This window comes from Acidovorax sp. JHL-3 (assembly GCF_000526295.1).
Taxonomy (GTDB): Bacteria; Pseudomonadota; Gammaproteobacteria; order Burkholderiales; family Burkholderiaceae_C; genus Acidovorax; species Acidovorax defluvii.
The window spans coordinates 1,417,267-1,440,623 of sequence record NZ_JAFU01000001.1; the positions used below are offsets into that span (position 1 = coordinate 1,417,267).

The following is a 23,357-nucleotide window of genomic DNA, read 5'->3' on the forward strand; positions in this document are numbered from 1 at the left end:
GAACTGTCACCTCCCGGTGGGTACGTTCGTTTTTTCGCAAAGAGGTGATCGATGCAGATGTCTGACCGGATGCGGCGCTGGCGCACCCTGACGGGTTTGGGGGCGCTTGCCTGCGCTCTGGTGGCCTGCGCACCCATGCCGGTGGCGGAAACGGCGGCGCCTGAAGCGGCTGCCGCGATGCCCATCGAGCCCCGCAACGCCTGCGAGCTGGCGCAACAGCGTGGTGTGCCAAGCTCCCGGTTTTGCGCGCCGTCGGCTGGCCAGCCACTCGAGCCACCGTCCACGGCCAGACAGCCGCCTGAACCGGTTCGCAACAGTGCAGGCGGGCGCGGGGCCGACAGCGCAGAGTTGCCAGAGTCCCTGGCCGAGCCCGTGCCCGAGAGCGACCAGCAGGGCCTGGCCTCTTGGTATGGCCCGCGCTTTCATGGCCGACGCACGGCCAGTGGCGAAATCTTCAACCGCCGGGCCCTCACGGCTGCACACCGCACGCTGCCGTTTGGCACCCGGGTGTGTGTGCGCAGCCAACTTACAGGCCGCGCTGTGGTGGTGCGCATCAATGACCGTGGCCCGTTTACCGGGAACCGCGTGATTGATTTGAGCCAGGCCGCGGCCCAGGAACTGGGCATGCAGGGGCTGGGTATCAAGCCCGTGGAACTGTGGCTGCTGGAGGAAGGCGAGGGCGATTGCCCGCGGTCGCTGTCGGTGTCGGCGCCGTAGGGCGCTGACCTGGCAGGAGCCGCTTTCAGGCCCTGTCGGTTCGCCGCCCCGTCGCACCGCGGGCAGCGGCGGTCGTGGCGCTTAGCTGCCCGATTCGAGCGTGTGGGTCGCGTGCTTGTCTTGCGCCAGCAATTCCACCATCTGGGGCAGGGCGGTCTTCAAGGCGGCCTTCAGGGTGAAGGGCGGATTGATCAAAAACATGCCGCTGGCAGGCAGGCCTGGGCGCTTGACTTCACCCTCGGCGTTCTCGGTGAGTTTGCTGGATTTGACCGTGAGCGTGGCGTGCAGCCAGCTTTTGCCTGCCTTGGTGGCCATGGTTTTCAGGCGGCGCGGCAGGTCGTGTGCTTCCGGGCGCGGAATGATCGGGTACCAGACGGCATAGGTGCCGGTGGCAAAGCGCTTGAGCGAGTCGGCCGCCATGTCCAGTACCTTGGCATAGTCGCTCTTCATTTCATAGCTGGGATCGCACAGCACCAAAGCGCGGCGGGCCGGTGGGGGCAAAAATTTCTTGATGCCTTCAAATCCGTCTTCGTGCAGCACGGCCACTTGCCGGCCGGCCTCCAGCTGCGCCACGTTTCCGGCCAGCGCGCGCAGATCGGTCGGGTGCAGTTCAAACAGCTTGAGCTTGTCGTGGTCGCGCAGCAGCCGCTGGATGATGAAGGGCGAGCCCGGGTACACCTTGGTGGTGGCACCCTGGTTGAAGGCTTTCACCATGTCCACATAGGCCTGCAGCGCAGGCGTGAGGGCTGCAACGCCCGCTGCAGTGATGCGCAAGATGCCGCCACCCGCCTCACCGCTGGTGCTGGCATAGTCGCCATCGAGCCGGTACAGGCCCGCGCCCGCATGGGTGTCGAGCACCGTGAGGGCCGCGTCTTTGTCGGTGAGGTGTTGCAAAGTGGCAATCAGCACCGTGTGCTTGAGCACATCGGCGTGGTTGCCCGCATGGAAGGCGTGGCGATAACTGAACATGGCGCAATGGTAACGACTCGGCCCCTGGTTGCCGTAGTGCGCTGCGGCGTGGCGCAAAGTGGCCGGGCAGCGCGGGCCAGCGATGCTTGATTGCAATGCTATATAAAACATAGCTGTTAGCGTTTTGCTGTAAAGGGCTAGAGCCTGTTTTTATGTAAAATATCATGGGTGGCGCAGCGGTTGCCGTAGCCAGCGGGGCGGGGGCGCCGCGGCTGAGTCGCGGCACAATGGGCCGCTGTTCGGGCTGCGGGTGATGTTTTTCGCAGACAGGATGCCTTTTGTTTCAGGTCGCGCTGGTGCATGCTTCATGATGGCAGCCGTGACGGCACAGGTGCAGTCTCCTCCCCCATCCCGTTGCTGCCCCGGACGCGAGCCTGCTCTTTACCCTGCCCATGATGATCGAAAGCCCCAGTCAAACTTCTGCCAGCCGCGTCAACCATGTGGACGCGCTGCCACCGGGCACCCGCCTGGCCGAGTTTGAAATCCTGCAATTGCTGGGCGTGGGTGGTTTTGGCATGGTCTACAAGGCATTCGACCACTCGCTGCACCGTGCCGTGGCCATCAAGGAATACATGCCCTCGGCGCTTGCAGGCCGCGCGCAGGGGCAATCGCTTTGGGTGCGGTCGTCGTCCGACCAGCAGACGTTCCAGGCCGGGTTGACGTCGTTCATGGGCGAGGCGCGCCTGCTGGCGCAGTTTGACCACCCGTCCCTGGTGAAGGTGTTCCGCTTCTGGGAGGCTAACAACACCGCTTACATGGTGATGCCGCTGTACACCGGCATGACGTTCAAGCAGGCGCGCGCGCAGATGCGCACGCCCCCGCCCGAGGCATGGCTGCGCAAGATGCTGTGGTCGGTGCTGGGTGCGCTGCGCGTGCTGCACGATGGCAACACGCTGCACCGCGACATCTCTCCGGACAACATCTTCCTGCAGGACAACGGGCCACCGGTGCTGCTGGACCTGGGTGCCGCGCGCCATGCCATCAACGACCAGGGGCACAAGCACACGGCCGTGCTCAAGGTGAACTACGCCCCCATCGAGCAATACGCTGAAAGCGACGATGAATTGCGCCAGGGGCCCTGGAGCGATCTGTATTCGCTGGCCGCCGTGGTGCACGGCTGTCTGTGCAACGACACGCCGCTGCCTGCCACCTTGCGCTCCATCCGGGACCGCATGGTGTCGTTTTCGCGCGTGGCCAAGACGGTCAAGCGCCAGTTCGGGGTGGAGTATTCGGCGCCGTTTGTGGCCGCCATCGCCCAGGCCCTGGCCCTGCGCCCCGAAGACCGCCCCCAGAGCATTGATGCGTTCCTGCAGACCATGGAAATGACTTCGCCACCCGAGGGGGTGGGGCATTTTGACTTTCGGGCTGATCTGGGAGATATCTGGGTTGAGCCTGCGGACCATCCGGGCCTCGGCGTGCCTGCCCCTACGGTGGACGTGAAGTCCGCTACCAGGCAGAAGGCTGATCTGGAGGACCTGACCTACCGCTCTGCCAGGCCCGAACTGCCTGCGACTGGCGCGATCGCGCCGGATACGCAGCACAACGGTGCTGCCGAGGGGCCGGACACGGTGGCGGCTGACATGGCCGACACGGTGTTCATCGATGTTGGCGACTCGGTTTTCGAGGATGCCCACGCAGCGGACCATGCCCCGGCGGCACAAGCCTCGCGAGCCGGGCAATCTGGGCCCAAGCGCACGCGCCCGGCCTCGGGCAACGGAGCGAACAGAGAACATGGGCCAGAGCGCGCTGCCGCCGGTGCAACGGCACGGCGGCGGCCATCGCCGGTGTGGCTGACGGGTGTTGCATTGGCCTTGATCGTCGGGGCAGCGGCCCTGTGGTGGGCACAGGGCCGGTCTACGCAGCGGCCCACAGACGACATCATCACGGAACTCAAGGTGCCAGAGGTCGTGCCGGTCGCTGCCGCAGCCGGGACTGCCGCGTCGGAGCAGGTTGTGTCGGCAAATCCCTTGGGTGATGTTCCCGTGGCGGGCGGCGCCGAAAGGGAGGCGGTTGCAGGGGCTGGTGCCTTGGGCGGCGCGGCCACCGCCGAAGCGCCTGTGGCCCGCCCCACCGCGCGTGCCTTGGCCCAGCGTCGCAACACGCCCGAGCCCTCGGCTCCCGTGCCAGTGGTGGTGCAGGATGTGCCCGTGCCGCCACCCCCGCCGGCCTTGGCACCCAAGCCCGTGGTGGCACTCGTGCGTGTGGGGCCCGAGGAGGCGTGCGCTGACGCCAGCTTTCTGGCCCGCCCGCTGTGTATCTTCAATGAATGCAAAAAACCCGGCCTCACGGGGCACCCGGTCTGCGTGGACGTCCGCCGGCGGCAGGAGGCCGACGAGCAGCGTCGGCAGATGCAAAACTGACACTGCGCAGCGTTCTGGCGAGCGCCCTTGCCTAAAAAGCGCGCAGCTTCGTATAATGGCAGGCTTCGCAGCGCTTATGTGGTCCCGCGGCGAAGACTCTATCCCACCTAAGAGGCTTCCGAAAGAGAAGCACCGACCGTGGAAAAGGACCCGCCAAACCCTCTTCATAAGAGAAACTCATGACTACTACTTTCAGCGCCAAGCCCGCTGAGGTCGTGCACGAGTGGTTTGTGATTGACGCGACCGACAAGGTCCTCGGACGAGTAGCCAGCGAAGTTGCTCTCCGTTTGCGCGGCAAACACAAGGCCATTTACACGCCTCACGTCGATACCGGTGACTTCATCGTCATCATTAACGCCGCCCAGATCAAGGTCACCGGCACCAAGTCCCTCGACAAGGTGTATTACCGCCACTCGGGTTATCCCGGCGGTATCACGGCCACCAACTTCCGCGACATGCAAGCCAAGCACCCCGGCCGCGCGCTGGAAAAGGCCGTCAAGGGCATGCTGCCCAAGGGCCCCCTTGGCTACGCGATGATCAAGAAACTCAAGGTGTACGGTGGTGCTGAGCATCCCCACACCGCCCAGCAGCCCAAAGTGCTGGAAATCTAAGGAGCCTTGAGATGATTGGTGAATGGAACAATGGCACCGGCCGTCGCAAGTCCAGCGTCGCCCGCGTGTTTCTGAAAAAAGGCTCCGGCAAGATCACGGTGAACGGCAAGGACATCCAGTCCTACTTCGGCCGCGAAACCTCGATCATGATTGCCAAGCAACCGCTCATGCTGACCAACCACGCCGAAACCTTCGACGTGATGATCAACGTGCACGGTGGTGGTGAATCCGGCCAGGCTGGTGCAGCCCGCCACGGCATCACCCGCGCCCTGATCGACTACGACGCGACGCTCAAGCCCGTCCTGAGCCAAGCCGGCTTCGTGACGCGTGACGCCCGCGAAGTGGAACGTAAAAAGGTCGGTCTGCACTCTGCACGCCGCGCCAAGCAGTTCTCGAAACGTTAAGTTTCGCCTCTGCGCAAGCGCTGTCTTTGGCCGCGCTTCATGCCCATCATCCTTGCGGTGGTGGGCAGCCAAAACAACCGCCTACGGGCGGTTTTTTGTTGGTGCGTCCGTCTGGCGCGTGTGCGTGTGCAAGCCGCACAGCGAGCTGTTGGGCGCAATGCCCCCACTGAAACTGGCGTCAAAAGCCGGTCGCCTGAATTCCCGACTGGATTGCAGTAGCATTCACGGGAAATCCTGAATTGGAGTACCCCATGAGTGCAGTTGCAGAAAACATCCAGACCGAAATGCCCACCCCCATTCTGTTCACCGACAGTGCTGCGGCCAAGGTGGCAGACCTGATCGCCGAAGAAGGCAACCCCGATCTGAAGCTGCGCGTGTTTGTCCAGGGTGGCGGATGCTCGGGTTTCCAGTATGGCTTCACCTTCGACGAAATCACGAACGAAGACGACACCACCATGACCAAGAACGGTGTCTCCCTGTTGATCGACGCCATGAGCTACCAGTACTTGCTGGGCGCCGAAATTGACTACAAGGAAGACCTGCAGGGCGCCCAATTTGTGATCAAGAACCCCAACGCTGCCAGCACTTGCGGCTGCGGTTCCAGCTTCTCGGCCTGACCACTCGGGCGGGCAGATACCTCAGGCCGGGTAGACGGCCCCTAGAACACGGGCGCCTTTTGCGCCCGTGACGCTTTGGAGGTTGCCGGTTTGGCCCAGCAGCGTCTGGCGAGCCAACCAGGCAAAGGCAGCAGCCTCCACTTGCATTGCCGGCAGGCCCAGGTCATCGGTCGGCACCACCGAGACACCTGGCAACAGCGCCTGAAGGCGCTGCATCAGGTGCGTGTTCAAGGCGCCACCACCGCACACCGCCAGTATTTTGCTATTTTTTCCATAGCTGCTAGCGCTTGCTGCACAAGCGCTAGCGGTCAATTCGGTTAATGTTGCCTGCACGTCAACGGGCCGTGCCATGGGAAACCCGGCCAGCGCCGCTGCCAGCCACGCCGGGTTGAAAAGGTCGCGTCCGGTGCTTTTGGGTGGCGGCTGGTGCAAAAAAGGCTCTTGCATCAGTGTGGCAAGCAGGTTGGGAAGGACCTGGCCCTGGGCGGCCCAGGCACCGCCGCGGTCATACGCCTGGCCGGTATGCAACTGGCACCAGTAGTCCATGAGCGCATTGCCGGGGCCACAGTCAAAGCCCTGCACCGTGCCGTCGGCGCCCAGCACGCTGAGGTTGGAGATGCCGCCAATATTGAGTACCAGCACCGTCTCACCCGCACGGCCAAACACCCCTTGGTGGAAAGCGGGCACCAGCGGTGCGCCCTGGCCGCCGGCGGCCACATCGCGGCTGCGAAAGTCGGCCACCACGGCAATGGCGGTGTGCTCGGCCAGCAAGGACGGGTTGTTCAGTTGCAGGGTGTAACCCGTGCCGTCGAACTCCTGGGGCCGATGGCGCACGGTTTGACCATGGGCGCCAATGGCCTGCACGGCGCTGGCAGAAACACCGCTGCATTGGAGCAAGGTACGCACGACTTCGGCATAAGACCGGGCCAGCGCATTGCCCGCGAGGGCTGCGCGGTGCAGTTCATTGGGTCCGGGGGTGTTGAGTGCGAGCATTTCTGCTCGTAAATCAGGAGCTAAAGGCGCTGATGCATGGCCAATGATGGCCATTGTTTCGTGTGAAAAATCGGCCAGAACACCATCCACCCCGTCGAGCGATGTGCCCGACATGAGGCCAATGTACAAGCCGCGCATGTCCGATGGCCTATCGCACCAGCGCTGCGTGCCAGGTGCGGCAGCGGCTTATTCTGCGCTGGCCTGCAGCACCAGCGCGGCAGCCGACAGTTGCACGCGCATGTTGGCGGCCAGGCGATCGAAGGCGGGCCGTGCGGCAGCCGACACCGGGGCGGCGGCTTCGCTTTGCTGGGCGATGGTCTGGGGGTCCTGATGCTCCCCGTTCACGCGGAACTCGAAATGCAGGTGTGGGCCCGTGGCCCAGCCCGTGGCGCCCACGGCACCGATGGTCTGGCCCTGCTCGACGGTTTGGCCTTTTTTCACATCCATGCGGCTCAGGTGTGCGTACACGGTCTGGTGCTGGTTGCGGTGCTTCACGAAGATCACATTGCCAAAGCCGTTCTGCACCCCGGCAAATTCGACGACGCCGTCACCCACCGTGCGCACGGTGGTTCCGGTGGGGGCAGCATAGTCGGTGCCCAGATGGGCGCGCCATTTTTGCAGGATGGGGTGAAAGCGCATCTTGAAGCTGCTGCTCACGCGCGAGAACTCCACCGGCGATGTGAGGTAGGCGCGACGCATGCTTTCGCCGTCGAGGGTGTAGTAGGTTCCCTTGCTGGTGCCGGGGTCCTGGAACCACATTGCCTGATGGGTCTTGCCGTTGTTGTGGAATTCTGCGCTCAGCACGCGGCCGCTGCGCAGGGGTTCTCCGTCGGCTTCCAAGGTTTCATAGACCACCGAAAAACGGTCGGACTTGCGCAGGGAGCGGTGGAAGTCGATGCTGCCCGAGAACAGCTCTGCAATCTGAACGGCCACGGAATCGGGAATGCTGGACGCGTCGGTGGCGGCAAACAGCGAACTGCGGATCACCCCGCCCGCCAAGCGGCTGCCGGTGGTGAGGGGGGCGGTTTCGATGCGCGAGGAGAACTTTTCGCCAGTGCGCTCCACCACCAGGCGGCGGAAAGTGCCGCTGTCGTCCGGGGCCCAGCGGGCCGTCAGGCGCAGCAGACGGTGGTCGTCAGTGGTTTCGGCTGAGACCGAGCGGCCCGCACGGCCCAGCAGGTTCTGGCGAACCGATGCATCGCTGCGCAGAAAGGCAGCGGCGGCAGGGTCGGCCACGCCCATGCGCTGCAGCAACGATTCCGCGGTGTCGCTGCTGCGGGTCTGCTCGGAGCGGTACAGCGAGAAACCGGGCGCTTCCAGGGCGGCCAGCGCAGGGCTTTCCGCCAGTGATTCCACGGCGTAGCTGATCTGGCGTACCGGCAGGTCCGAAGCATCGGGTGCCAACGATGCCACGGCAAAGGCGCCGCCGCCGCCAGTCAGCAGCAGGGCCGCCACGGCGGTAGTGATACGTTTGGGGTGTTTCTGGACACTGTGAGTCAGCTGGTCTAGCAAAGCCAGGCTGGCGGTGGTGAAGCCGTTGATCAAAGGTCTGTTCCCAAGGGTGAAGGTACGCCTAGTGATGTGTCCCGCTGCAACGCGGGGTAAAACCGGGGGTACAAGCTGTCAGGCTGCAGGCGTTCGACAGGGTTACCAAGGTGTCGAAACGGCGAGACCACTAGAATCCGCCTCTGCAAGTGTGGGCTGAAGTATAGCGGCGCATGCTGTCTGGACATCCCATAAAACCCTTATGAATCAATCTTCTGTTACAAAAAACCCGGTATCCGATGGTGTAGGCCGGGCCCTCGAAATCTCGTTGCGCGGCGTGGAAGAGTTGCTGCCGCAGGACGAGTGGATCAAGAAACTGGCACGCTCCGAAGCCACCGGCCAACCCCTGCGCATCAAGCTGGGGCTGGACCCCACGGCTCCAGACATTCACATCGGCCACACGGTGGTGCTGAACAAGATGCGCCAGCTGCAAGATCTGGGCCATCAGGTGATCTTCCTGATCGGGGACTTCACCAGCCTGATCGGCGACCCGTCGGGGCGTAACAGCACGCGCCCGCCGCTCACGCCTGAGCAGATCAAGTTCAACGCCGAGACCTACTACCGCCAGGCCAGCATGGTGCTGGACCCGGCGCGCACCGAGATTCGTTACAACAGCGAGTGGAGCGAGCCGCTGGGCGCCACGGGCATGATCCAGCTGGCCGCCAGGTTCACGGTGGCGCGCATGATGGAACGCAACGATTTTCACGACCGTTTCAAGGCGGGCAATCCGATTGCGGTGCACGAGTTTCTCTACCCGCTGATGCAGGGGTACGACTCGGTGGCCCTGAAAAGCGATCTGGAACTCGGTGGCACCGACCAGAAGTTCAATTTGCTCATGGGCCGCCATTTGCAGCAGGAATATGGCCAGGAGCCGCAGTGCGTGCTCACCATGCCGCTGCTGGTCGGCCTGGACGGCATCGACAAGATGTCCAAGTCCAAGAACAACTACATCGGCATCACCGAAGACGCCAACACCATGTTTGCCAAGGTGCTCTCCATCAGTGACACGCTGATGTGGGACTGGTACACGCTGCTGTCGTTCAAGAGCCTGGCCGAGATCGCCGCGCTCAGGGCCGAGATCGCGGGTGGCCGCAACCCCAAGGATGCCAAGGTGGCGCTGGCCAAGGAAATCACCGCGCGTTTTCACAGCGCGGCTGCGGCCGAGGCGGCCGAGCAGGATTTCATCAACCGCAGCAAGGGCGGCGTGCCCGACGAGATTCCCGAGGTGGCCCTGACGGGTGCGCCGCTGGGCATTGGTGCCTTGCTCAAGCAGGCCAACCTGGCGCCGTCTACCAGCGAGGCCAACCGCCTGATCGACGGCGGCGGCGTGCGTGTGGATGGTGGCGTGGTCAGCGACAGGGGCCTCAAACTCGACGCGGGCACCTATGTGGTGCAGGTGGGCAAGCGCAAGTTTGCACGCGTGAACCTGGTCTCCTGAGCGGCTACGCCGCTTCCCTCTGAGGGGGCGCACCCGGAGGCCTGTCGGAGCCAGTTTCACCGGTGCACTGGCCAGAGCCGCGCCCTTCTCGAAGGCGCTGGCTGGCGCGCAGTTCAATGGCATCACAATTCTGCTAAAAATGGCTGACGGCCCTTTATGGATAAGCGCAAGCAGCTATTAAATGTGTAGCATTTTGGCGTCGCATTGCTCAATCCAGGTTGTCATTCAGATCCGGATCGGGCACATCGCCAATGGCCTGGCGGGTGGCCTCGGCCTGTACCTGCAGCCAGGCACAGAACGCCTTGATTTCCGGCCGTTGTGCGCTGCGCGGCCCCACCATCAGCCAATAGGCCAGCGGGGAGTCGATGCGGTGGCCGGGCAGCACCTCCACCAGGTCTCCAGCGGCCAGTGCGTCGGCAATCAGCGGCATGCGTGCCAGCGCCAGGCCCTGGCCGGCCAGGGCGGCCTGCACGATCTGGTGGGCGTAGTTGAAATACAGCCAGCGCTCGGGCTGCAGCCGGGTCAGGTGGCACGCTTCAAACCAGCGGCGCCAGCTGAGCCACTCCAGGTGCTGGCTGCGGTGCGCGTCGCCCGCCTCGATCAGGGTGAACTGGGCTACATCGGCCGGGGTGCGCAGGGGCTTGCCACTTTTGAGCAGCCAGGGGCTCGCCACCACCGCCAGTTGCTCGCCAAACAGGCGCAGCCCGCCCTGGGTGCCCGGGCCTGGCAGGGTGTAGCGCAGGGCCAGGTCCACATCCGAGGTTTCCAGGTCCACCGGCACGTCGCTGGCATCAATGCGGATGTCGATGCCCGGGTTGTCGCGCTGGAACTCTTCCATGCGCGGAATCAGCCACATGGATGCAAAGCTGGCCCAGGTGGTGATGGCCACGCTGCGGCGCCCCGCCGTCTGGCGCACCTGGCGCACGGCGGCGTCCATGCGCTCAAGTGCCGGTGCCACGGCCCGCTGCAGCTGCGCACCGGCGCTGGTCAGCTCCACGGCCCGCGTATGGCGCAGGAACAGTGCCACACCCACTTCTTCTTCCAGCGCCTGGATCTGGCGGCTCACGGCCGACTGCGTGAGCGCCAGCTCATCGGCTGCGGCGCGGAAGTTCAGGTGCCGTGCCACGGCCAGAAAGGCGCGCCAGTGGCCGGTGGCCACGGGGCGGGTGCGCAGCACGGCGGGGGCGTATTGGGCAGTGGCCATGGGAACGATGATTCATGCGTTGATGGAATGAATAGCGTACCGCGTTTTCATTGGACTGTGGGCAGTGGTCGGCGCACCATGCGTTGTCTTTAAAGCCTATTTTCGTGCCAAGGAGGCCGCCATGTCATCCCTTCCATGTCTGGAATTGCAACAATCCGCTCGGGCTAACCGGGTGGGCAGCAGCGCGGCCGGTTGCTGGCAACTGGCGCCAGGCCGTGCGCTGTCGCTGCGCCCGCAAACCACCGGTGTGCTGCGGGTGGCCCGGGGGCGCGCCTGGCTCACCCTGCGTGGGTGTTGGGGCGACCTGCCGGGGGCCGGGGCTGACCATGTGCTGCAGGCGGGCGAGTGCCTGGCCATCGCTGCCGGCCAGCATGTCGTGATGGAAGCCTGGAGCCCGCCCGGCTGTGCCGAAGCGGTGGAAGTGCGTTGGGAGGGCGTGACCGCCCCCGCCACACTGCGTGCCGCCAGCGCCGAAGCCCGTGACTGGGAGCATGGCGTGGCGCAACCGCTGCGCGACCTGGGGCAAGCCTTGGGGCAGCTTGGGCGGGCCCTGGGCACGGACGTTGCAAAGGTCGTGCACGCTGGTGGGCGGTGTGCCGCGGGCCTGGCCCGGTTTGCGCTTTACCAGGCAATGCCCTGGCGCCAGCGGGTTAGTTGTTCGGCACGGTCTGAATCCGCATTGCCTTAGCGCAGGGCATCTCCGCGCACGGTCTCAAACGCGGCCAGTGCGGCTTCTCCGTCCAGTTGCTCCATGCGGGCCAGGGCGTCCACGTCCTCCACGGTGCTGAACGCCAGGGTGAACTGCTGAAACCGCCGCCCCGCCAGTGGGCCATGGTGCAGCACCTCCACGTTGATGTGGCGCGGGTCGTTGCGGATGCGCTCGATGAGTTTGAGCACGGACTTTTGCGGGCCTTCGAGCTGTTGGCAAAAACGCTGGCCGTCAAAAATCAGCAGACCCGTGACATCGAGTTCGGCGTTGACATGGCGCGCCCTTGCGGCAATCTCGGCCACCACTCTCGGGGGGTGAAGGGGGGCGAGGGTGCTCACGTAGAGCACTTCGTAGAGGGCGGCGCAATGGGTCATAAGTGCGACTGAATGTAGGAGTGGGGCGATAGCCGCGCAATGTCAAAAGACACAGTCGGGGCGGGCGTTGCGTGCCCGCTGCGCTGCGGGGCGCGTAGTCTCGGGTGGATTGCCTTCCCCCACCTAGAATCGCCGCACCATGATTGCCACCTTGCCGCCCCACGCGTGCCCTCCCACATGCCGCGAATGCCGCTTGCGCAAGACCGGCGCATTTACGGCGGTAAAGCCCGAGGTGCTTAATTTCATTGAGGGCTTTCGTACCGACAGCCTGGCGGTGGCCGCGGGCGGCGCGCTGGTGCGTGAGAACCAGACCAACGCCAAGCTGTTCACGCTGTATTCGGGCTGGGCATTTCGCTACAAGACCATGAGCGACGGGCGCCGCCAGATCCTCAATTTCTTGCTGCCCGGCGACCTGGTGGGTCTGCAGCAAGAGTTTGGCGATGTGTCCGCACATGGCATCGAGGCACTCACCGATTGCTCTTTGTGCGTGTTCCAGAGCGACAGCCTGTGGGCCCTGTTTCGCGAACATCCGCGCCTGGGTTACGACATCACCTGGCTGTCGGCGCACGAAGAAGGCCATGTGGACGACAACCTGCTGACCGCCGGCCGCCGCAACGCCACCGAGCGCGTGGCGATGCTGATCATGCACCTGTACCGGCGGCTCGACCGCATCGGGCTGGTGGAGGACGGCACGGTGGCGTTTCCGCTCAACCAGCAGCACATCGCCGATGCACTGGGGTTGTCGCTGGTGCACACCAACCGCACGCTGCGCGGCTTGTCGAGGCTGGGCCTGCACGAGATCAAGAACGGGCGGCTGCGCCTGCTGAACACGCGGGCCCTGGCGCGCATCGCCGAGTATTACGACACCCCGCCGCGGCTGATGCCGTTGCTGTAGGCACCGCCTGCGTTGCTAAAAATATGGTCAAAATGGCCTCTAGCGCTTAATGGATAAGCGCTAGTAGCTATTGTATTTATAGCGTTTGGTGCATTGCAGTGTGCCGCACGATAATTCGTGCCATGCCCGCGCGGCGGGTGCCTGCTGTGCACACAACACTTCTTTTTCATGACCTCACTCGACATTCTCATCATGGCGGCCGGCAAGGGCACGCGCATGAAAAGCCGCATCCCCAAAGTGCTGCAGCGCCTGGCCGGGCGCCCGCTGCTGCACCATGTTCTGGACCAGGCCGCGCACCTGCAGGCGCGCAGCGCCATCGTCATCACCGGCCACGGCGCTACAGAAGTAGAAGCGGCTACCGTAGGTGCAGCAAGCGCTACAGGCACATTTGACTTGAAGTTCGTGCGCCAGGAGCCCCAGCTGGGCACCGGCCACGCCGTGCAGCAGGCCGTGCCCCACCTGCGCGATGACGGCACAGTGGTGGTGCTGTCGGGCGATGTGCCGCTGACCCAGGCCGGTACGCTGCGCGCGCTGGTGGCTGCCAGCGCCGGCGGGCAGCTGGCGCTGCTCACAGTGACCCTGCCCGACCCCACGGGCTATGGCCGCATCGTGCGCAATGCCGAAGGCGCGGTGCAAGGTATCGTGGAGCACAAAGACGCCACCGACGCCCAGCGTGCCATCACCGAGGTCTACAGCGGCATCATGGCCGTGCCCGCGCGCCTGCTGCGTGGCTGGCTGGCACGGCTGACCAACCACAACGCCCAGGGCGAGTACTACCTTACCGACATTGTCGCCATGGCCGTCGCCGACGGCGTGCCCGTGGCGGCCCACCGCATCACCGATGCGCTGCAGGTGGCGGGCGTGAACAGCCCGCTGCAACTGGCCGAACTGGAACGCGCGCACCAGCTGCGCACCGCGCGGGCCTTGATGGAGCAAGGCGTGCGCCTGGCCGACCCCGCACGGTTTGACCTGCGCGACGATGCCCGCACCGGGGTGCGCGGCGCATTGGTCTGCGGGCAGGACGTGGAGCTGGATGTGAACTGCGTCTTTACCGGCCGTGTGGAGCTGGGCGAGGGCGTGAGCATCGGCGCGAACTGCTGCATTGCCAACGCGCGCATCGCTGCGGGCGCCGTTATCCACCCCTACACCCACATCGACGGCGAGAAGCTCGGTGCCACGGTGGGCGAGGGCGCATTGATTGGCCCCTTTGCCCGCCTGCGCCCCGGCGCGCAACTGGGCCGCGAGGTGCACATCGGCAACTTTGTGGAAGTGAAGAACAGCACCCTGGCCGACGGCGCCAAGGCCAACCACCTCGCCTACCTGGGTGACGCCACCGTGGGCGAGCGCGTGAATTACGGTGCTGGCAGCATCACTGCCAACTACGACGGCGCCAACAAGCACCGCACCGTGATTGAGGCCGACGTGCACATCGGCAGCAACTGCGTGCTGGTGGCGCCTGTGACCATTGGCGCGGGGGCCACCGTGGGCGGCGGCTCCACCATCACCAAGGATGTGCCTGCGGGTGCGCTGGGCGTGGCGCGGGGCAAGCAGATCACCAAAGAAAACTGGCAGCGCCCCGCCAAGATGCCCAAGCCATGACGCAACCCGACGCCATCGTCGATCACCAGCTGCAGGAGTTGCGCGCCGAGCTGGCCCGCAGCCAGCAGCAGGTGGCCGACATGGCCGCTGCGCAAGAAGAGTTCTTGCGCGCCGTTTCGCACGACCTGCGCGCGCCGCTGCGGCATGTCACCTCGTACGGCACGCTGGTGCGCGAGGTGCTGGGCGACTTGCCGCCCGAGGTGGCGCAGGGTCCCGAGGTGCAGGAGGCGCTGGGTTTTCTGGCCACCATGGACCAGTCCGCCAAACGCATGGGCCTCATGATCGACGGCCTGCTGGCTCTGGTGCGCGCGGGCCGGGCGCCGCTGCGCTTGCAGCCCGTCTTGCTGGCAGATGCCATCGTTCAGGCGCGTGCCTCACTTGCCGCTGTCGAGCCCGGGCGGGCGGTAGAGTGGCGCATTGCGTTGGATCTGCCCACGCTGCAGGCCGACCCCGCCTTGCTGCAGGAGCTGCTGGTGCAGCTGTTGGGCAACGCCCTCAAGTTCACGCGCCAGGCAGCGCAGCCCTGCATTGCCGTGCAGGCTGTTGTCGCACCGGCTGGCCATGTGGCCTTTACCGTGCAGGACAACGGCGTGGGGTTTGACCCCGCACGCGCCGGCACATTGTTTGGTGTGTTCCAGCGCCTGCACCGCGAAAGCGAGTTTGAAGGCGTGGGCACAGGGCTGGCGCTGTGCCGCGCCATTGCGCAACGCCATGGCGGCGCCATCACGGCCACCGCCGTGCCGGGCGCTGGCTGCACGGTGCGGGTGGAGTGGCCAAGCGACGCCGCCTGATGGCTGCAGCTTTTTCGCCGCTTTTGCCCGCCGCCCTGCGCAGGCAGGCACCTGGTGGGCATTGACCCGCATTGGCGGCCCCACCCTGCGCCGGGCGCTGGCGCCGAATCAGCAAGACGAAGCGGCTACACCACCGGCGCCATGTCTGGCATGGAACTGGCCGATACACGGTTGCGCCCCGCAGCCTTGGCCTGGTAAAGCTCGGCATCGGCGGCGTTGGTCCATGCGCGCAGGCTGCTGTGGCGGTGGTCGGCCGTTGCCACGCCCATGCTGGTGGTGAACTGCAGGTCGGGCATGTCGTGCAACTGCAGGGCTTGCACCTGTTCGCGGATGCGATGGGCCACCGCCGTGGCGCCGTCCAGGTGCATGCCGCGCAGCACGATGGCGAACTCATCGCCGCCGTAGCGGCCAGCGCAGTCGGTGGCGCGCACATTGCTGAGCACGATGCGCGCCAGCGCGCGCAGCACCTCGTCGCCCACGGTGTGGCCATGCTGGTCGTTGATCTGCTTGAAATGGTCGATGTCCAGCATCACCAGGCAGGCCGGTTCATCGGTGGCGTGGTGGCGGCGCAGCGTGGCTTCGGCCTGCTCCTGCCAGTGGCCGCGGTCATACAGGCCCGTGAGGGCGTCGATGCGCCGCAATTCGTCGAGCAGCTGGTTTTGGCGTGACACCCTGCGGATCAGGCGGTAGCTCACCAAGCTGACCGACAGGGTGTGCAGCACCATCACGGGCAGGCACGCCAGAATCACCGGCATGGATGTTTCTGGCGCCCACTGAAAGCCGTTGAACGCCGCACCGGCCACTGCAGCCCCCGCCATGCCCGGCAGCGAGCGGGCCCACAGGCCCCGGATGCCGGTGGTGATCTTGTCCACCATGGTCAGCGTGACCAGCAATACGCTGGGCAGCAAGTTGAAGTGCATCAGGGTCACCAGGACCACTGCCAGCGCCGAATCCACCAGCAGGTTGCGTATTTCGGCGCGGTAGGGGTCAGCGCTGCGGCGGCTCAGCAGGTGGGCCACATGGGGCCACACGAAAGAGATCGCAGCCATGCACAGCCATGCCGCCAGGCCAGCATTGCGCTCCCACAGCACCACGCCCACCACCAGGCCCGCAAGCCCCATGCCCAGCGCGCGCAAGGGATAGACGCGGCGGGGGAGTTGGCGCTTGGGATTGGGCATCGTCAATGGGTGAGTCGGGCGCCACTGGGGCATGGTGTGCCGGGAGCCCGGCAGACAGGGAGTTGTTACGAAATCCTACAGGTTGCCTCCCGCCAGCGCCAGCGAAAAATGGCACGGTGATGTCACGACACGGGTCACCACGCAGGTCACCTGGGTTGTGGTCCAGGGCCCGTGGCGGCCTCCAGGTGCTGCAGGCGTTGGCGCAGATGTGCCACTTCCTCCATCAGGTCGGCCGTGAGGGCTGCAAGATGGGGATCGGCGTCGAAGGTGGTTTCCAGCTGGGCCAGCCGGCGTGCGCGCACCACGGTGGCGCTGACAAAGCGCCAGTGGCCGTCCGGGCTGTCGGCCTGCAGCAGGCCGGCCTCCAGCCGTTCGCTCACCCAGCCCGGCGCCATGTGGCAGGTGCGGGCCAGGTCTTCCAGGGAGAGCAGGGCCGAGTCGTCCAGCAGCTCGCCCGGCTGCACGGTGGGGGTGTTGTGGGCAGATGTCATGGTCAGGCTCCCGGGGTGGCGCGGGGGTTGAAGCGGGGGAAGGCATGGGCCAGCGCGGTGTAGGCAGCGCGTTCGGCATCGGTGTGGGCCGGGGGCAGGGCAACCGTCAGTTCCAGATACAGATCCCCGGGCGTGGCGGCCGGAATGCCCCGGCCCTTCAGGCGCAGCTTGCGTGCGGTTTTCCAGTGCGCAGGCACGGTCACCTCCAAGGCGCCTGCCGGGGTCTGCACCTCGACGACGGCGCCCAGCTCGGCTTCCCAGGGTGCCACGGCCACAGGCTGGTACACATCGCGGTCGACGGCGCGCCAGCGCGGGTCGGGCTTGAATTGCACCTCCAGAAACAAGTCGCCCGCGGGGGCGCCGCCCGTGCCCGGGCTGCCCTGGCCCGACAGGCGGATGAGCTGGCCTTCGCGCACGCCCTTGGGGATCTTGACCTGCAGGCTGCGTTGTTCATGAACCATATGCCCCGCCTCGTCCAGCCGGGCGCCGCGCAGCGCCAGGGTGCGCTCGGCGCCCTGGTAGGCGTCCAGCAGATCAAGCTCGATCTTGGCGTGCTGGTCGTTGCCGCGCGTGGGCGGTGGTGCACCACCCCATTGGGCATCCGGTGGCGCCTGGCGGTGCTGGCCCGTAGCACGGTGCGCACGCTGCGCGCGCGCCTGGCGGCCAAACAGCTGCTCAAAAAAGTCGCTGAATTCGCCGTCGGTTCCACCGGCTGCGCCGGCCCCGTCGGAGAACTCGAAGCCCGCGTCCCAGTTGGGCGGGGGGCGAAAGTCCTGCCCCGGGCGGTGTGGTGCCTGGCGGCCCAGGGCGTCGTAAGCCTCGCGCTTTTCGGGGTCGGAGAGCACGGCGTTGGCCTCGTTGATCTCGGCCATGCGCGCCATGGCATCGGCTTCCTTGCTCACGTCGGGGTGGTATTTGCGCGCCAGCTTGCGGTAGGCCTTCTTGATGTCATCGGCGGTGGCCGTTTTGCTGACACCCAGCACCTGGTAGTAGTCCTTGAATTCCATGCGGCGTTTCCTTCGCGGTGGGGCTGCGCGGGGCAGCTGTTGGGGCTGACTGTATGCCGCAGCCTGCCACCACGGCAACCCGCCCCGTACGGAGTGCAGATGGATGGATTAAAACGCTATGAAAAACATAGCTATTGCCGCTTGCTACGAAAGGGCTAGTGGCACTTTTGTTTCAAATTTTGCGCGACGGGTGGCAAAAAAGGCTTTCACGTTGCGCACATTGGCGTCGTCGGTGAACAGGCGCTGCGACAGTGCCAGATAGCCTGGCATGTCGCGGGTGTGCACCACCAGCATGAAATCCGGCCCCGGCGACACGCGCCAGCACTGCTGCACGCAGTCTTCGGCCACGGCACGGGCCTCAAAGCCGTCCAGCCATTCGGTGCCCTGGCGGTCCAGCGTCACTTCCACAATGGCCGACAGCCCGTGGCCTTGCAGCGCGGCCAGCCGGTCGGGCTGCAGCAGGGCCACCTGGCGCTCGATCAGGCCTTCGGTGTGCAGGCGCTTGATGCGCCGCAGGCAGGTGGGCGCAGACACATGCACCTGCTGCGCCAGCGCCTGGTTGCTTTGCGCGGCATCGCGCTGCAGCAGGTCGAGCAGCTGCAGGTCGATGGCATCGATTGTTGATAATTCCATATATCGGGAGTTTATGAAATTTTCAGTCGTTTCAAAAGATTGGTGAAATATTCAATCAAGTGGCTTCAAATCTTGATTGAAAATTAAATATCGCACGCCCTACCATCGCAGCATATTCACAGGAGCTTTCCTATGTGCGGCATCGTCGGCGCAGTTTCATCGCGCAACATCGTTCCCATTCTTGTCCAGGGCCTGCAGCGGCTGGAGTACCGCGGCTATGACTCTTGTGGCGTGGCGGTGCATGCGGCCAGCCTGAATGCATCGTCGTCTGCGGGGCTGCGGCGCGCGCGCAGCACGGCCCGCGTGGCCGAGCTGCTGGAGCAGGTGCAGACCGACCACCTTGAAGGCGCCACCGGCATCGCGCACACCCGCTGGGCCACGCACGGCGCGCCGACCGTGTCCAACGCGCACCCCCATTTCAGCCATGGCACCGGCGCAGATGCATCTGCCAGCACGCCCGGGCGCGTGGCGGTGGTGCACAACGGCATCATCGAAAACCACGAAGAGCTGCGCGCCGCGCTGCAGGCGCGCGGCTATGTGTTTGCCAGCCAGACCGACACCGAAGTCATTGCGCACCTGGTGGACAGTCACTACAACGGCGATCTTTTCGACGCGGTGCGTGCCACTGTGGCCGAACTGCGTGGCGCCTACGCCATCGCCGTGATGCACAAGGACGAACCCCAACGCGTGGTGGGTGCGCGGGCGGGTTCGCCACTGATACTGGGCGTGGGAAAGGATGGCTCCGAGCACTTTCTGGCCAGCGACGCCATGGCCTTGGCGGGCGTCACTGACCAGGTTGTTTACCTCGAAGAAGGCGACCTGGTAGACCTGCAAAGAGGCCGTTACTGGATTGTTGGCAAGGGGCGCGAAAGCCTCACCCCTGCGCAACGTCCCGTGCGCACCGTGCAGGCCCACAGCGGTGCGGCAGAGCTGGGCCCCTATCGCCACTACATGCAAAAAGAAATCTTCGAGCAGCCACGCGCCATTGCCGACACGCTCGCAGGCGTCGAAGGCATCGTGCCCGAACTGTTTGACGGTGCCGGCCTGCACGGCGAGCCCGGCGCAGCGGCATGGCGCGTTTTCAAAGAGATCGACAGCGTGCTCATCCTGGCCTGCGGCACCAGCTATTACAGCGGCTGCGCGGCCAAATACTGGCTCGAGGAAATCGCCGGCATCCCCACCCAGGTGGAAGTGGCCAGCGAATACCGCTACCGCACCAGCGTGCCCAACCCGCGCAGCTTGGTGGTCACCATCAGCCAATCGGGCGAGACCGCCGACACCCTGGCTGCGTTGCGCCATGCCCAGTCTTTGGGCATGCAGCACACCTTGACCATCTGCAATGTGGCCACCAGTGCCATGGTGCGCGAATGCAAGCTGGCCTATGTCACGCGCGCGGGCGTCGAGATCGGCGTGGCCAGCACCAAGGCCTTCACCACCCAGCTCGCCGGCCTGTTTTTGCTGACGCTGGCGCTGGCACAGTCGCGGGGGCGTCTCACGGCAGAGCAGGAAGCCGCTCACATCAAAGCCATGCGCCACCTGCCTGTGGCGCTGCAAGCCGTGCTGGCGCTGGAGCCGCAGGTCATCAGCTGGGCACAAGACTTTGCCCGCATGGAAAACGCACTGTTTCTGGGCCGGGGCTTGCACTACCCCATTGCGCTCGAAGGCGCGCTCAAGCTCAAGGAAATCAGCTACATCCACGCTGAAGCCTACCCCGCTGGTGAGCTCAAACACGGCCCCCTGGCCCTGGTGACCAGCAGCATGCCCGTGGTGACCGTAGCGCCCAACGACGCCTTGCTTGAAAAACTCAAGAGCAACATGCAGGAAGTGCGCGCGCGCGGCGGCGTGCTGTATGTGCTGGCCGACGCCGACACCCGCATCGAAAGCAGCGAAGGCATTCACGTCATCCGCATGCCTGAAAACTATGGTCAGCTCAGCCCACTGCTGCACGTGGTGCCGCTGCAGCTGCTGGCTTATCACACAGCCTGCGCTCGTGGCACCGATGTGGACAAGCCGCGCAACCTGGCCAAGAGCGTGACAGTCGAATGACCGGCGCGCGCCTGGGGCGTTGTTTGTTTGGTGAGAATAAACTCGTACAACTCACAAAAAAGTCGTAAAAATTTGGCTGAGCGTTGGAATAAAGTCGTACAGCGCAATGCGTGTGCTGTGTAGAAGCTCTCCAGCCCTGTGCGAGTGCCGTTCGGGAAATTCAGAAGCACCATGCGCCGAAGTACACGGTTGACTATGTAGATCGGACGGCTCAGCGTTTTTGCGGCTCCCGCTGCTCATATATGAGCACACTGCGTATTCCGGTTGAACTGACTACCTGTGCCGGCTAAGGCTGGCCGCTCCGCTAGCTCTGACCGGCAGAGGTCGGCCATGAGCTGCCGGTCATAGAACGCCCATCGGTACCCGGTTCAGGCTGACTGCCGTCACCTTCGGTGTACGACTCAATGATCGCTGATACACACACAGCTGACGCTGAACCGATTGCGGATCGAACGCCGGGTCCTCCTGCAGGACAAGCACTGAGTAGGGGACGCACGGGACACCGCTAACTTCGAGAAGCAGTGCAACACTAGCGTTGGCTGCCGGAAATGTGTCCGAATCCCCAAATTGTCTGCTGCGCCAGGCAGCAGCGATCAGCTCCAAGGAGAGTCAGCGCCCTTGCCGTCGACTCAGACACTCGCATCATTCTTCAAATGACGGGCTCAGTCGCACCGTTTCGCCAATGATCAGCAAGCCCGGTCGAGGACCGTAGGGGGGAGCGATCTCGACCAAGCGGCGCAATGGGTGGGCCAGAACGGACTGTGTGGGTCGGGCACCGTCCTGGACGATGGCCGCGGGTGTGTCGGGCGGCAGCCCGTGGGCGATCAAGGCCTGGGCAATCTGCGCCAGACGCTGAACGCCCATGTAGAACACCCGGGTCTGCCCCGCACCCGCCAGGGCTTGCCAGTCGTGACTGGCCTGGTCGTCCGCCAGATGGCCGGGCAGAAACACGCAGCTGGCTGCAAGGTGGCGGTGAGTCAGCGGAATGCCAGCCGCGGCGGAGCAGCCGCTGGCGGCTGTCACACCGGGCACCACCTCGAATGCAATGCCGGCCGCCTGCAGCGCCAGCACTTCCTCGCCACCACGTCCGAACACATAGGGGTCACCACCTTTGAGGCGAACGACGCGCAGGCCCTGGCGCGCATGCCCCACCAGCAGGTCATGAATCTCTTCCTGCGGGACCGCGTGGTGTCCCAGCGCCTTGCCCACGTACACACGCCGGGCGGCGGCCGGGATCAGCGCCAGCACATCCTCGGCGATCAGCCGATCGTGCACCACCACTTGGGCCTGTTTCAGCCGGTTCAGCGCGCGCAGCGTCATCAGGTCGGCCGGTCCCGGCCCGGCGCCAACGATGCAGACCGAGCCCGCAGCCGGCGTCTCACTCACCATCGATGACCCCCGGTCCCTGGTGGAACACCAGATCGGCGACTACCTGTCCGCCCACCAGGTGCTGCCCGATGATGCGGTCCATGTTGTCGGGGGTCACGCCGTGGTACCAGGTGCCGTCGGGCTGCACGCACAGGATGGGGCCGCCCTTGCAGGCAGCAAAACAGCTCACGCGGCTGCGCTTGACGCGAAGCGCGCCTTCGTTCAGCCCGGCGGCCTTGAACTTCTCGCCCAGGCTGTCGAACAGCACCTGCGCCGCGCCGTCCTGCGTGCAGCGCGTGCCGGTGCAGACCAGCAGGTGCCGGCAGTAGTCGCCGATGCGGGGTTTTTCTGTGCTGCTCATGCCTCGGTCTCCTCTGTGCCGGCCTCGGCCGGTGCGTGTGCATCGGGCGCCGCCAGCACCTGTGCGATGTAGTCGGCGGGCAGGCGGTGTCGGCTGGCGAGTTCGACCAGTCCCGCGCCGGCTGCGTGCTCGGCCCGCAGCCCCTCGATCCAGCCCAGCAGGCCACTGGAGAGCGAGCGGCCGGCCTTCTCGCCTTCGCGGGTCTCGAAGCCCTGGTCCACGTCGTATTTGTTGGCGTAACCGCGCGGGGTGACCATCAGCCCCTCGCGCAGGAAGGTGCTGCTGTTGCCGATCAGCACGGTGCTGAGCATGCCGATCTCCTGTTCGGCCATCTGGTCCAGGGTGGTGTGCACGATGTGCTGGCGGCGCCGGTAAGCGCTCTTGACGATCGCCACCGGCGTGTCCGCCCGGCGGTGGCGCAGGAACAGGCGCTGCGCCTCGACGATCTGGCGCGTGCGGCGCCCGCTCTTTGGGTTGTAAAGCGCCACCACGAAGTCGGCCGCGGCGGCGGCGTCCAGGCGCCGGGCGATCACCGGCCAGGGCGTCAGCAGGTCGGACAGCGAGATGGAGCAGAAGTCGTGCGTCAGCGGCGCGCCGACCAGGGCCGCGCAGGCGTTGATGGCCGACGCGCCGGGCACGATCTCCACCGCCACATGGTCCTCCGGCGTCCAGCCGGCCTGGAACAGCACCTCGTAGGTCGGGCCGGCCATGCCGTAGACGCCGGCGTCGCCCGACGAGATCAGCGCCACCTTCTTGCCGGCGCGGGCCGCGGCCAGCGCGTGCACGGCGCGGTCCAGCTCTTCGGTCATGCCCTTGCGCACGACTTCCTTGCCGTCCAGCAGGTCGGCCACCAGCTTGATGTAGGTGACGTAGCCAACCACCACGTCGGCCTCGGCGATGGCGGCGCGCGCGCGGGCGGTCATGTGGTCGGTATGGCCGGGGCCGATGCCCACCAGGCTGATGCGGCCGGTGGTGCCCGCGTTGCGCGGGGCAGTGACGGGGGTGTCTGTGGTCATGTCGTTCCTTGGGACGGGCGGGGGTTCAATG

At 65.3% G+C, this 23,357-nt stretch carries 23 protein-coding genes; 11 read left to right on the plus strand and 12 right to left on the minus strand.

Annotated features, from left to right (window positions below; genetic code table 11):
- Positions 1-51 precede the first annotated feature (51 nt).
- Positions 52-717, plus strand: a complete 666-nt coding sequence (locus K226_RS19430) for a septal ring lytic transglycosylase RlpA family protein (RefSeq protein WP_024814060.1) — start codon at positions 52-54, stop codon at positions 715-717.
- A gap of 81 nt (positions 718-798) precedes the next feature.
- On the opposite strand, the gene K226_RS0106635 is transcribed toward K226_RS19430, so the two are convergent.
- Positions 799-1,686, minus strand: a complete 888-nt coding sequence (locus K226_RS0106635; protein ID WP_024814061.1) for a 23S rRNA (adenine(2030)-N(6))-methyltransferase RlmJ — start codon at positions 1,684-1,686, stop codon at positions 799-801.
- Positions 1,687-2,081: 395 nt separating this feature from the next.
- Between K226_RS0106635 and K226_RS0106640 the strand changes: the two genes are divergently transcribed.
- The 4 genes from K226_RS0106640 (at position 2,082) to erpA (ending at position 5,678) form a co-directional block, all read left to right on the plus strand.
- The gene (locus K226_RS0106640) at positions 2,082-4,046 is read left to right on the plus strand and encodes a serine/threonine-protein kinase (RefSeq protein WP_024814062.1); all 1,965 of its coding nucleotides are present in this window, start codon (positions 2,082-2,084) and stop codon (positions 4,044-4,046) included.
- Between the two features lie 179 nt (positions 4,047-4,225).
- Positions 4,226-4,657, plus strand: coding sequence for a 50S ribosomal protein L13 (gene rplM, locus K226_RS0106645; RefSeq protein WP_024814063.1), 432 nt, complete (start codon positions 4,226-4,228; stop codon positions 4,655-4,657).
- An 11-nt stretch (positions 4,658-4,668) separates the two neighbouring features.
- The gene (gene rpsI / locus K226_RS0106650) at positions 4,669-5,061 is read left to right on the plus strand and encodes a 30S ribosomal protein S9 (protein WP_024814064.1); all 393 of its coding nucleotides are present in this window, start codon (positions 4,669-4,671) and stop codon (positions 5,059-5,061) included.
- Between the two features lie 251 nt (positions 5,062-5,312).
- Complete coding sequence (gene erpA, locus K226_RS0106655; protein ID WP_024814065.1) at positions 5,313-5,678, plus strand: iron-sulfur cluster insertion protein ErpA; 366 nt, start codon at positions 5,313-5,315, stop codon at positions 5,676-5,678.
- A 21-nt stretch (positions 5,679-5,699) separates the two neighbouring features.
- Here the strand turns inward: erpA and K226_RS0106660 are convergent, their stop codons facing one another.
- Positions 5,700-6,809 (minus strand): anhydro-N-acetylmuramic acid kinase, encoded by a 1,110-nt coding sequence (locus tag K226_RS0106660; protein ID WP_024814066.1) that lies wholly within the window; start codon positions 6,807-6,809, stop codon positions 5,700-5,702.
- A gap of 48 nt (positions 6,810-6,857) precedes the next feature.
- The gene (locus tag K226_RS0106665) at positions 6,858-8,216 is read right to left on the minus strand and encodes a M23 family metallopeptidase (protein ID WP_024814067.1); all 1,359 of its coding nucleotides are present in this window, start codon (positions 8,214-8,216) and stop codon (positions 6,858-6,860) included.
- Between the two features lie 202 nt (positions 8,217-8,418).
- Here K226_RS0106665 and tyrS point away from each other — a divergent pair, with 202 nt between their 5' ends.
- Positions 8,419-9,654: a tyrosine--tRNA ligase gene (gene tyrS, locus K226_RS0106670; RefSeq protein ID WP_024814068.1), complete on the plus strand. Its 1,236-nt coding sequence runs from the start codon at positions 8,419-8,421 to the stop codon at positions 9,652-9,654.
- A gap of 208 nt (positions 9,655-9,862) precedes the next feature.
- Here tyrS and K226_RS0106675 read toward each other — a convergent pair whose 3' ends face one another.
- Entirely contained in the window at positions 9,863-10,858 is a 996-nt protein-coding gene (locus K226_RS0106675; RefSeq protein ID WP_024814069.1) for a LysR substrate-binding domain-containing protein, read from the minus strand.
- Positions 10,859-10,979: 121 nt separating this feature from the next.
- On the opposite strand from K226_RS0106675, the gene K226_RS19295 reads away from it, so the two are divergent.
- Complete coding sequence (locus tag K226_RS19295; protein WP_024814070.1) at positions 10,980-11,546, plus strand: DUF2917 domain-containing protein; 567 nt, start codon at positions 10,980-10,982, stop codon at positions 11,544-11,546.
- Here the strand turns inward: K226_RS19295 and K226_RS0106685 are convergent.
- Positions 11,543-11,941, minus strand: coding sequence for a BLUF domain-containing protein (locus tag K226_RS0106685; protein ID WP_024814071.1), 399 nt, complete (start codon positions 11,939-11,941; stop codon positions 11,543-11,545). The genes K226_RS19295 and K226_RS0106685 overlap by 4 nt on opposite strands.
- A 139-nt stretch (positions 11,942-12,080) precedes the next feature.
- On the opposite strand from K226_RS0106685, the gene K226_RS0106690 reads away from it, so the two are divergent.
- The 3 genes from K226_RS0106690 (at position 12,081) to K226_RS0106700 (ending at position 15,226) form a co-directional block, all read left to right on the plus strand.
- A complete protein-coding gene (locus tag K226_RS0106690; RefSeq protein ID WP_024814072.1) occupies positions 12,081-12,836 on the plus strand; it encodes a Crp/Fnr family transcriptional regulator in 756 nt (251 codons plus the stop codon).
- 168 nt (positions 12,837-13,004) lie between these two features.
- Entirely contained in the window at positions 13,005-14,435 is a 1,431-nt protein-coding gene (gene glmU, locus K226_RS0106695) for a bifunctional UDP-N-acetylglucosamine diphosphorylase/glucosamine-1-phosphate N-acetyltransferase GlmU (RefSeq protein ID WP_024814073.1), read from the plus strand.
- Complete coding sequence (locus tag K226_RS0106700) at positions 14,432-15,226, plus strand: ATP-binding protein (protein WP_024814074.1); 795 nt, start codon at positions 14,432-14,434, stop codon at positions 15,224-15,226. Before glmU ends, K226_RS0106700 begins: the two co-directional genes overlap by 4 nt.
- 125 nt (positions 15,227-15,351) lie before the next feature.
- On the opposite strand, the gene K226_RS0106705 is transcribed toward K226_RS0106700, so the two are convergent.
- The 4 genes from K226_RS0106705 to K226_RS0106720 form a co-directional block, all read right to left on the minus strand.
- Complete coding sequence (locus K226_RS0106705; protein WP_024814075.1) at positions 15,352-16,404, minus strand: sensor domain-containing diguanylate cyclase; 1,053 nt, start codon at positions 16,402-16,404, stop codon at positions 15,352-15,354.
- A gap of 146 nt (positions 16,405-16,550) precedes the next feature.
- Positions 16,551-16,895, minus strand: coding sequence for a chaperone modulator CbpM (locus K226_RS0106710; RefSeq protein WP_024814076.1), 345 nt, complete (start codon positions 16,893-16,895; stop codon positions 16,551-16,553).
- Between the two features lie 2 nt (positions 16,896-16,897).
- On the minus strand, positions 16,898-17,902 hold the full coding sequence (locus tag K226_RS0106715) for a DnaJ C-terminal domain-containing protein (RefSeq protein WP_024814077.1): 1,005 nt from the start codon (positions 17,900-17,902) through the stop codon (positions 16,898-16,900).
- A gap of 144 nt (positions 17,903-18,046) precedes the next feature.
- Positions 18,047-18,535, minus strand: coding sequence for an Lrp/AsnC family transcriptional regulator (locus K226_RS0106720; RefSeq protein ID WP_024814078.1), 489 nt, complete (start codon positions 18,533-18,535; stop codon positions 18,047-18,049).
- A gap of 132 nt (positions 18,536-18,667) precedes the next feature.
- Here K226_RS0106720 and glmS point away from each other — a divergent pair, with 132 nt between their 5' ends.
- Complete coding sequence (glmS, locus tag K226_RS0106725) at positions 18,668-20,581, plus strand: glutamine--fructose-6-phosphate transaminase (isomerizing) (RefSeq protein ID WP_024814079.1); 1,914 nt, start codon at positions 18,668-18,670, stop codon at positions 20,579-20,581.
- 642 nt (positions 20,582-21,223) lie between these two features.
- Here the strand turns inward: glmS and cobA are convergent.
- The 3 genes from cobA to cobJ are packed head-to-tail and all read right to left on the minus strand — an operon-like array spanning position 21,224 to position 23,326.
- Positions 21,224-21,970, minus strand: coding sequence for a uroporphyrinogen-III C-methyltransferase (gene cobA / locus K226_RS0106730; protein ID WP_008906444.1), 747 nt, complete (start codon positions 21,968-21,970; stop codon positions 21,224-21,226).
- Positions 21,960-22,310 (minus strand): ferredoxin, encoded by a 351-nt coding sequence (locus tag K226_RS0106735; RefSeq protein WP_024814080.1) that lies wholly within the window; start codon positions 22,308-22,310, stop codon positions 21,960-21,962. The genes cobA and K226_RS0106735 overlap by 11 nt, the downstream gene beginning before the upstream one ends.
- The gene (gene cobJ / locus K226_RS18740; RefSeq protein WP_008906446.1) at positions 22,307-23,326 is read right to left on the minus strand and encodes a precorrin-3B C(17)-methyltransferase; all 1,020 of its coding nucleotides are present in this window, start codon (positions 23,324-23,326) and stop codon (positions 22,307-22,309) included. Before cobJ ends, K226_RS0106735 begins: the two co-directional genes overlap by 4 nt.
- Positions 23,327-23,357 lie beyond the last annotated feature (31 nt).

What these genes read in the sequence shown, in the direction of transcription:
- K226_RS19430 (WP_024814060.1), top strand. Translation starts at nt 52, where the DNA reads ATGCAGATGTCTGACCGGATGCGGCGCTGGCGCACCCTGACGGGTTTG.
- K226_RS0106635 (WP_024814061.1), bottom strand. Translation starts at nt 1,686, where the DNA reads ATGTTCAGTTATCGCCACGCCTTCCATGCGGGCAACCACGCCGATGTG.
- K226_RS0106640 (WP_024814062.1), top strand. Translation starts at nt 2,082, where the DNA reads ATGATCGAAAGCCCCAGTCAAACTTCTGCCAGCCGCGTCAACCATGTG.
- rplM (WP_024814063.1), top strand. Translation starts at nt 4,226, where the DNA reads ATGACTACTACTTTCAGCGCCAAGCCCGCTGAGGTCGTGCACGAGTGG.
- rpsI (WP_024814064.1), top strand. Translation starts at nt 4,669, where the DNA reads ATGATTGGTGAATGGAACAATGGCACCGGCCGTCGCAAGTCCAGCGTC.
- erpA (WP_024814065.1), top strand. Translation starts at nt 5,313, where the DNA reads ATGAGTGCAGTTGCAGAAAACATCCAGACCGAAATGCCCACCCCCATT.
- K226_RS0106660 (WP_024814066.1), bottom strand. Translation starts at nt 6,809, where the DNA reads ATGCGCGGCTTGTACATTGGCCTCATGTCGGGCACATCGCTCGACGGG.
- tyrS (WP_024814068.1), top strand. Translation starts at nt 8,419, where the DNA reads ATGAATCAATCTTCTGTTACAAAAAACCCGGTATCCGATGGTGTAGGC.
- K226_RS0106675 (WP_024814069.1), bottom strand. Translation starts at nt 10,858, where the DNA reads ATGGCCACTGCCCAATACGCCCCCGCCGTGCTGCGCACCCGCCCCGTG.
- K226_RS19295 (WP_024814070.1), top strand. Translation starts at nt 10,980, where the DNA reads ATGTCATCCCTTCCATGTCTGGAATTGCAACAATCCGCTCGGGCTAAC.
- K226_RS0106685 (WP_024814071.1), bottom strand. Translation starts at nt 11,941, where the DNA reads ATGACCCATTGCGCCGCCCTCTACGAAGTGCTCTACGTGAGCACCCTC.
- K226_RS0106690 (WP_024814072.1), top strand. Translation starts at nt 12,081, where the DNA reads ATGATTGCCACCTTGCCGCCCCACGCGTGCCCTCCCACATGCCGCGAA.
- glmU (WP_024814073.1), top strand. Translation starts at nt 13,005, where the DNA reads ATGACCTCACTCGACATTCTCATCATGGCGGCCGGCAAGGGCACGCGC.
- K226_RS0106700 (WP_024814074.1), top strand. Translation starts at nt 14,432, where the DNA reads ATGACGCAACCCGACGCCATCGTCGATCACCAGCTGCAGGAGTTGCGC.
- K226_RS0106705 (WP_024814075.1), bottom strand. Translation starts at nt 16,404, where the DNA reads ATGCCCAATCCCAAGCGCCAACTCCCCCGCCGCGTCTATCCCTTGCGC.
- K226_RS0106710 (WP_024814076.1), bottom strand. Translation starts at nt 16,895, where the DNA reads ATGACATCTGCCCACAACACCCCCACCGTGCAGCCGGGCGAGCTGCTG.
- K226_RS0106715 (WP_024814077.1), bottom strand. Translation starts at nt 17,902, where the DNA reads ATGGAATTCAAGGACTACTACCAGGTGCTGGGTGTCAGCAAAACGGCC.
- K226_RS0106720 (WP_024814078.1), bottom strand. Translation starts at nt 18,535, where the DNA reads ATGGAATTATCAACAATCGATGCCATCGACCTGCAGCTGCTCGACCTG.
- glmS (WP_024814079.1), top strand. Translation starts at nt 18,668, where the DNA reads ATGTGCGGCATCGTCGGCGCAGTTTCATCGCGCAACATCGTTCCCATT.
- cobA (WP_008906444.1), bottom strand. Translation starts at nt 21,970, where the DNA reads ATGGTGAGTGAGACGCCGGCTGCGGGCTCGGTCTGCATCGTTGGCGCC.
- K226_RS0106735 (WP_024814080.1), bottom strand. Translation starts at nt 22,310, where the DNA reads ATGAGCAGCACAGAAAAACCCCGCATCGGCGACTACTGCCGGCACCTG.
- cobJ (WP_008906446.1), bottom strand. Translation starts at nt 23,326, where the DNA reads ATGACCACAGACACCCCCGTCACTGCCCCGCGCAACGCGGGCACCACC.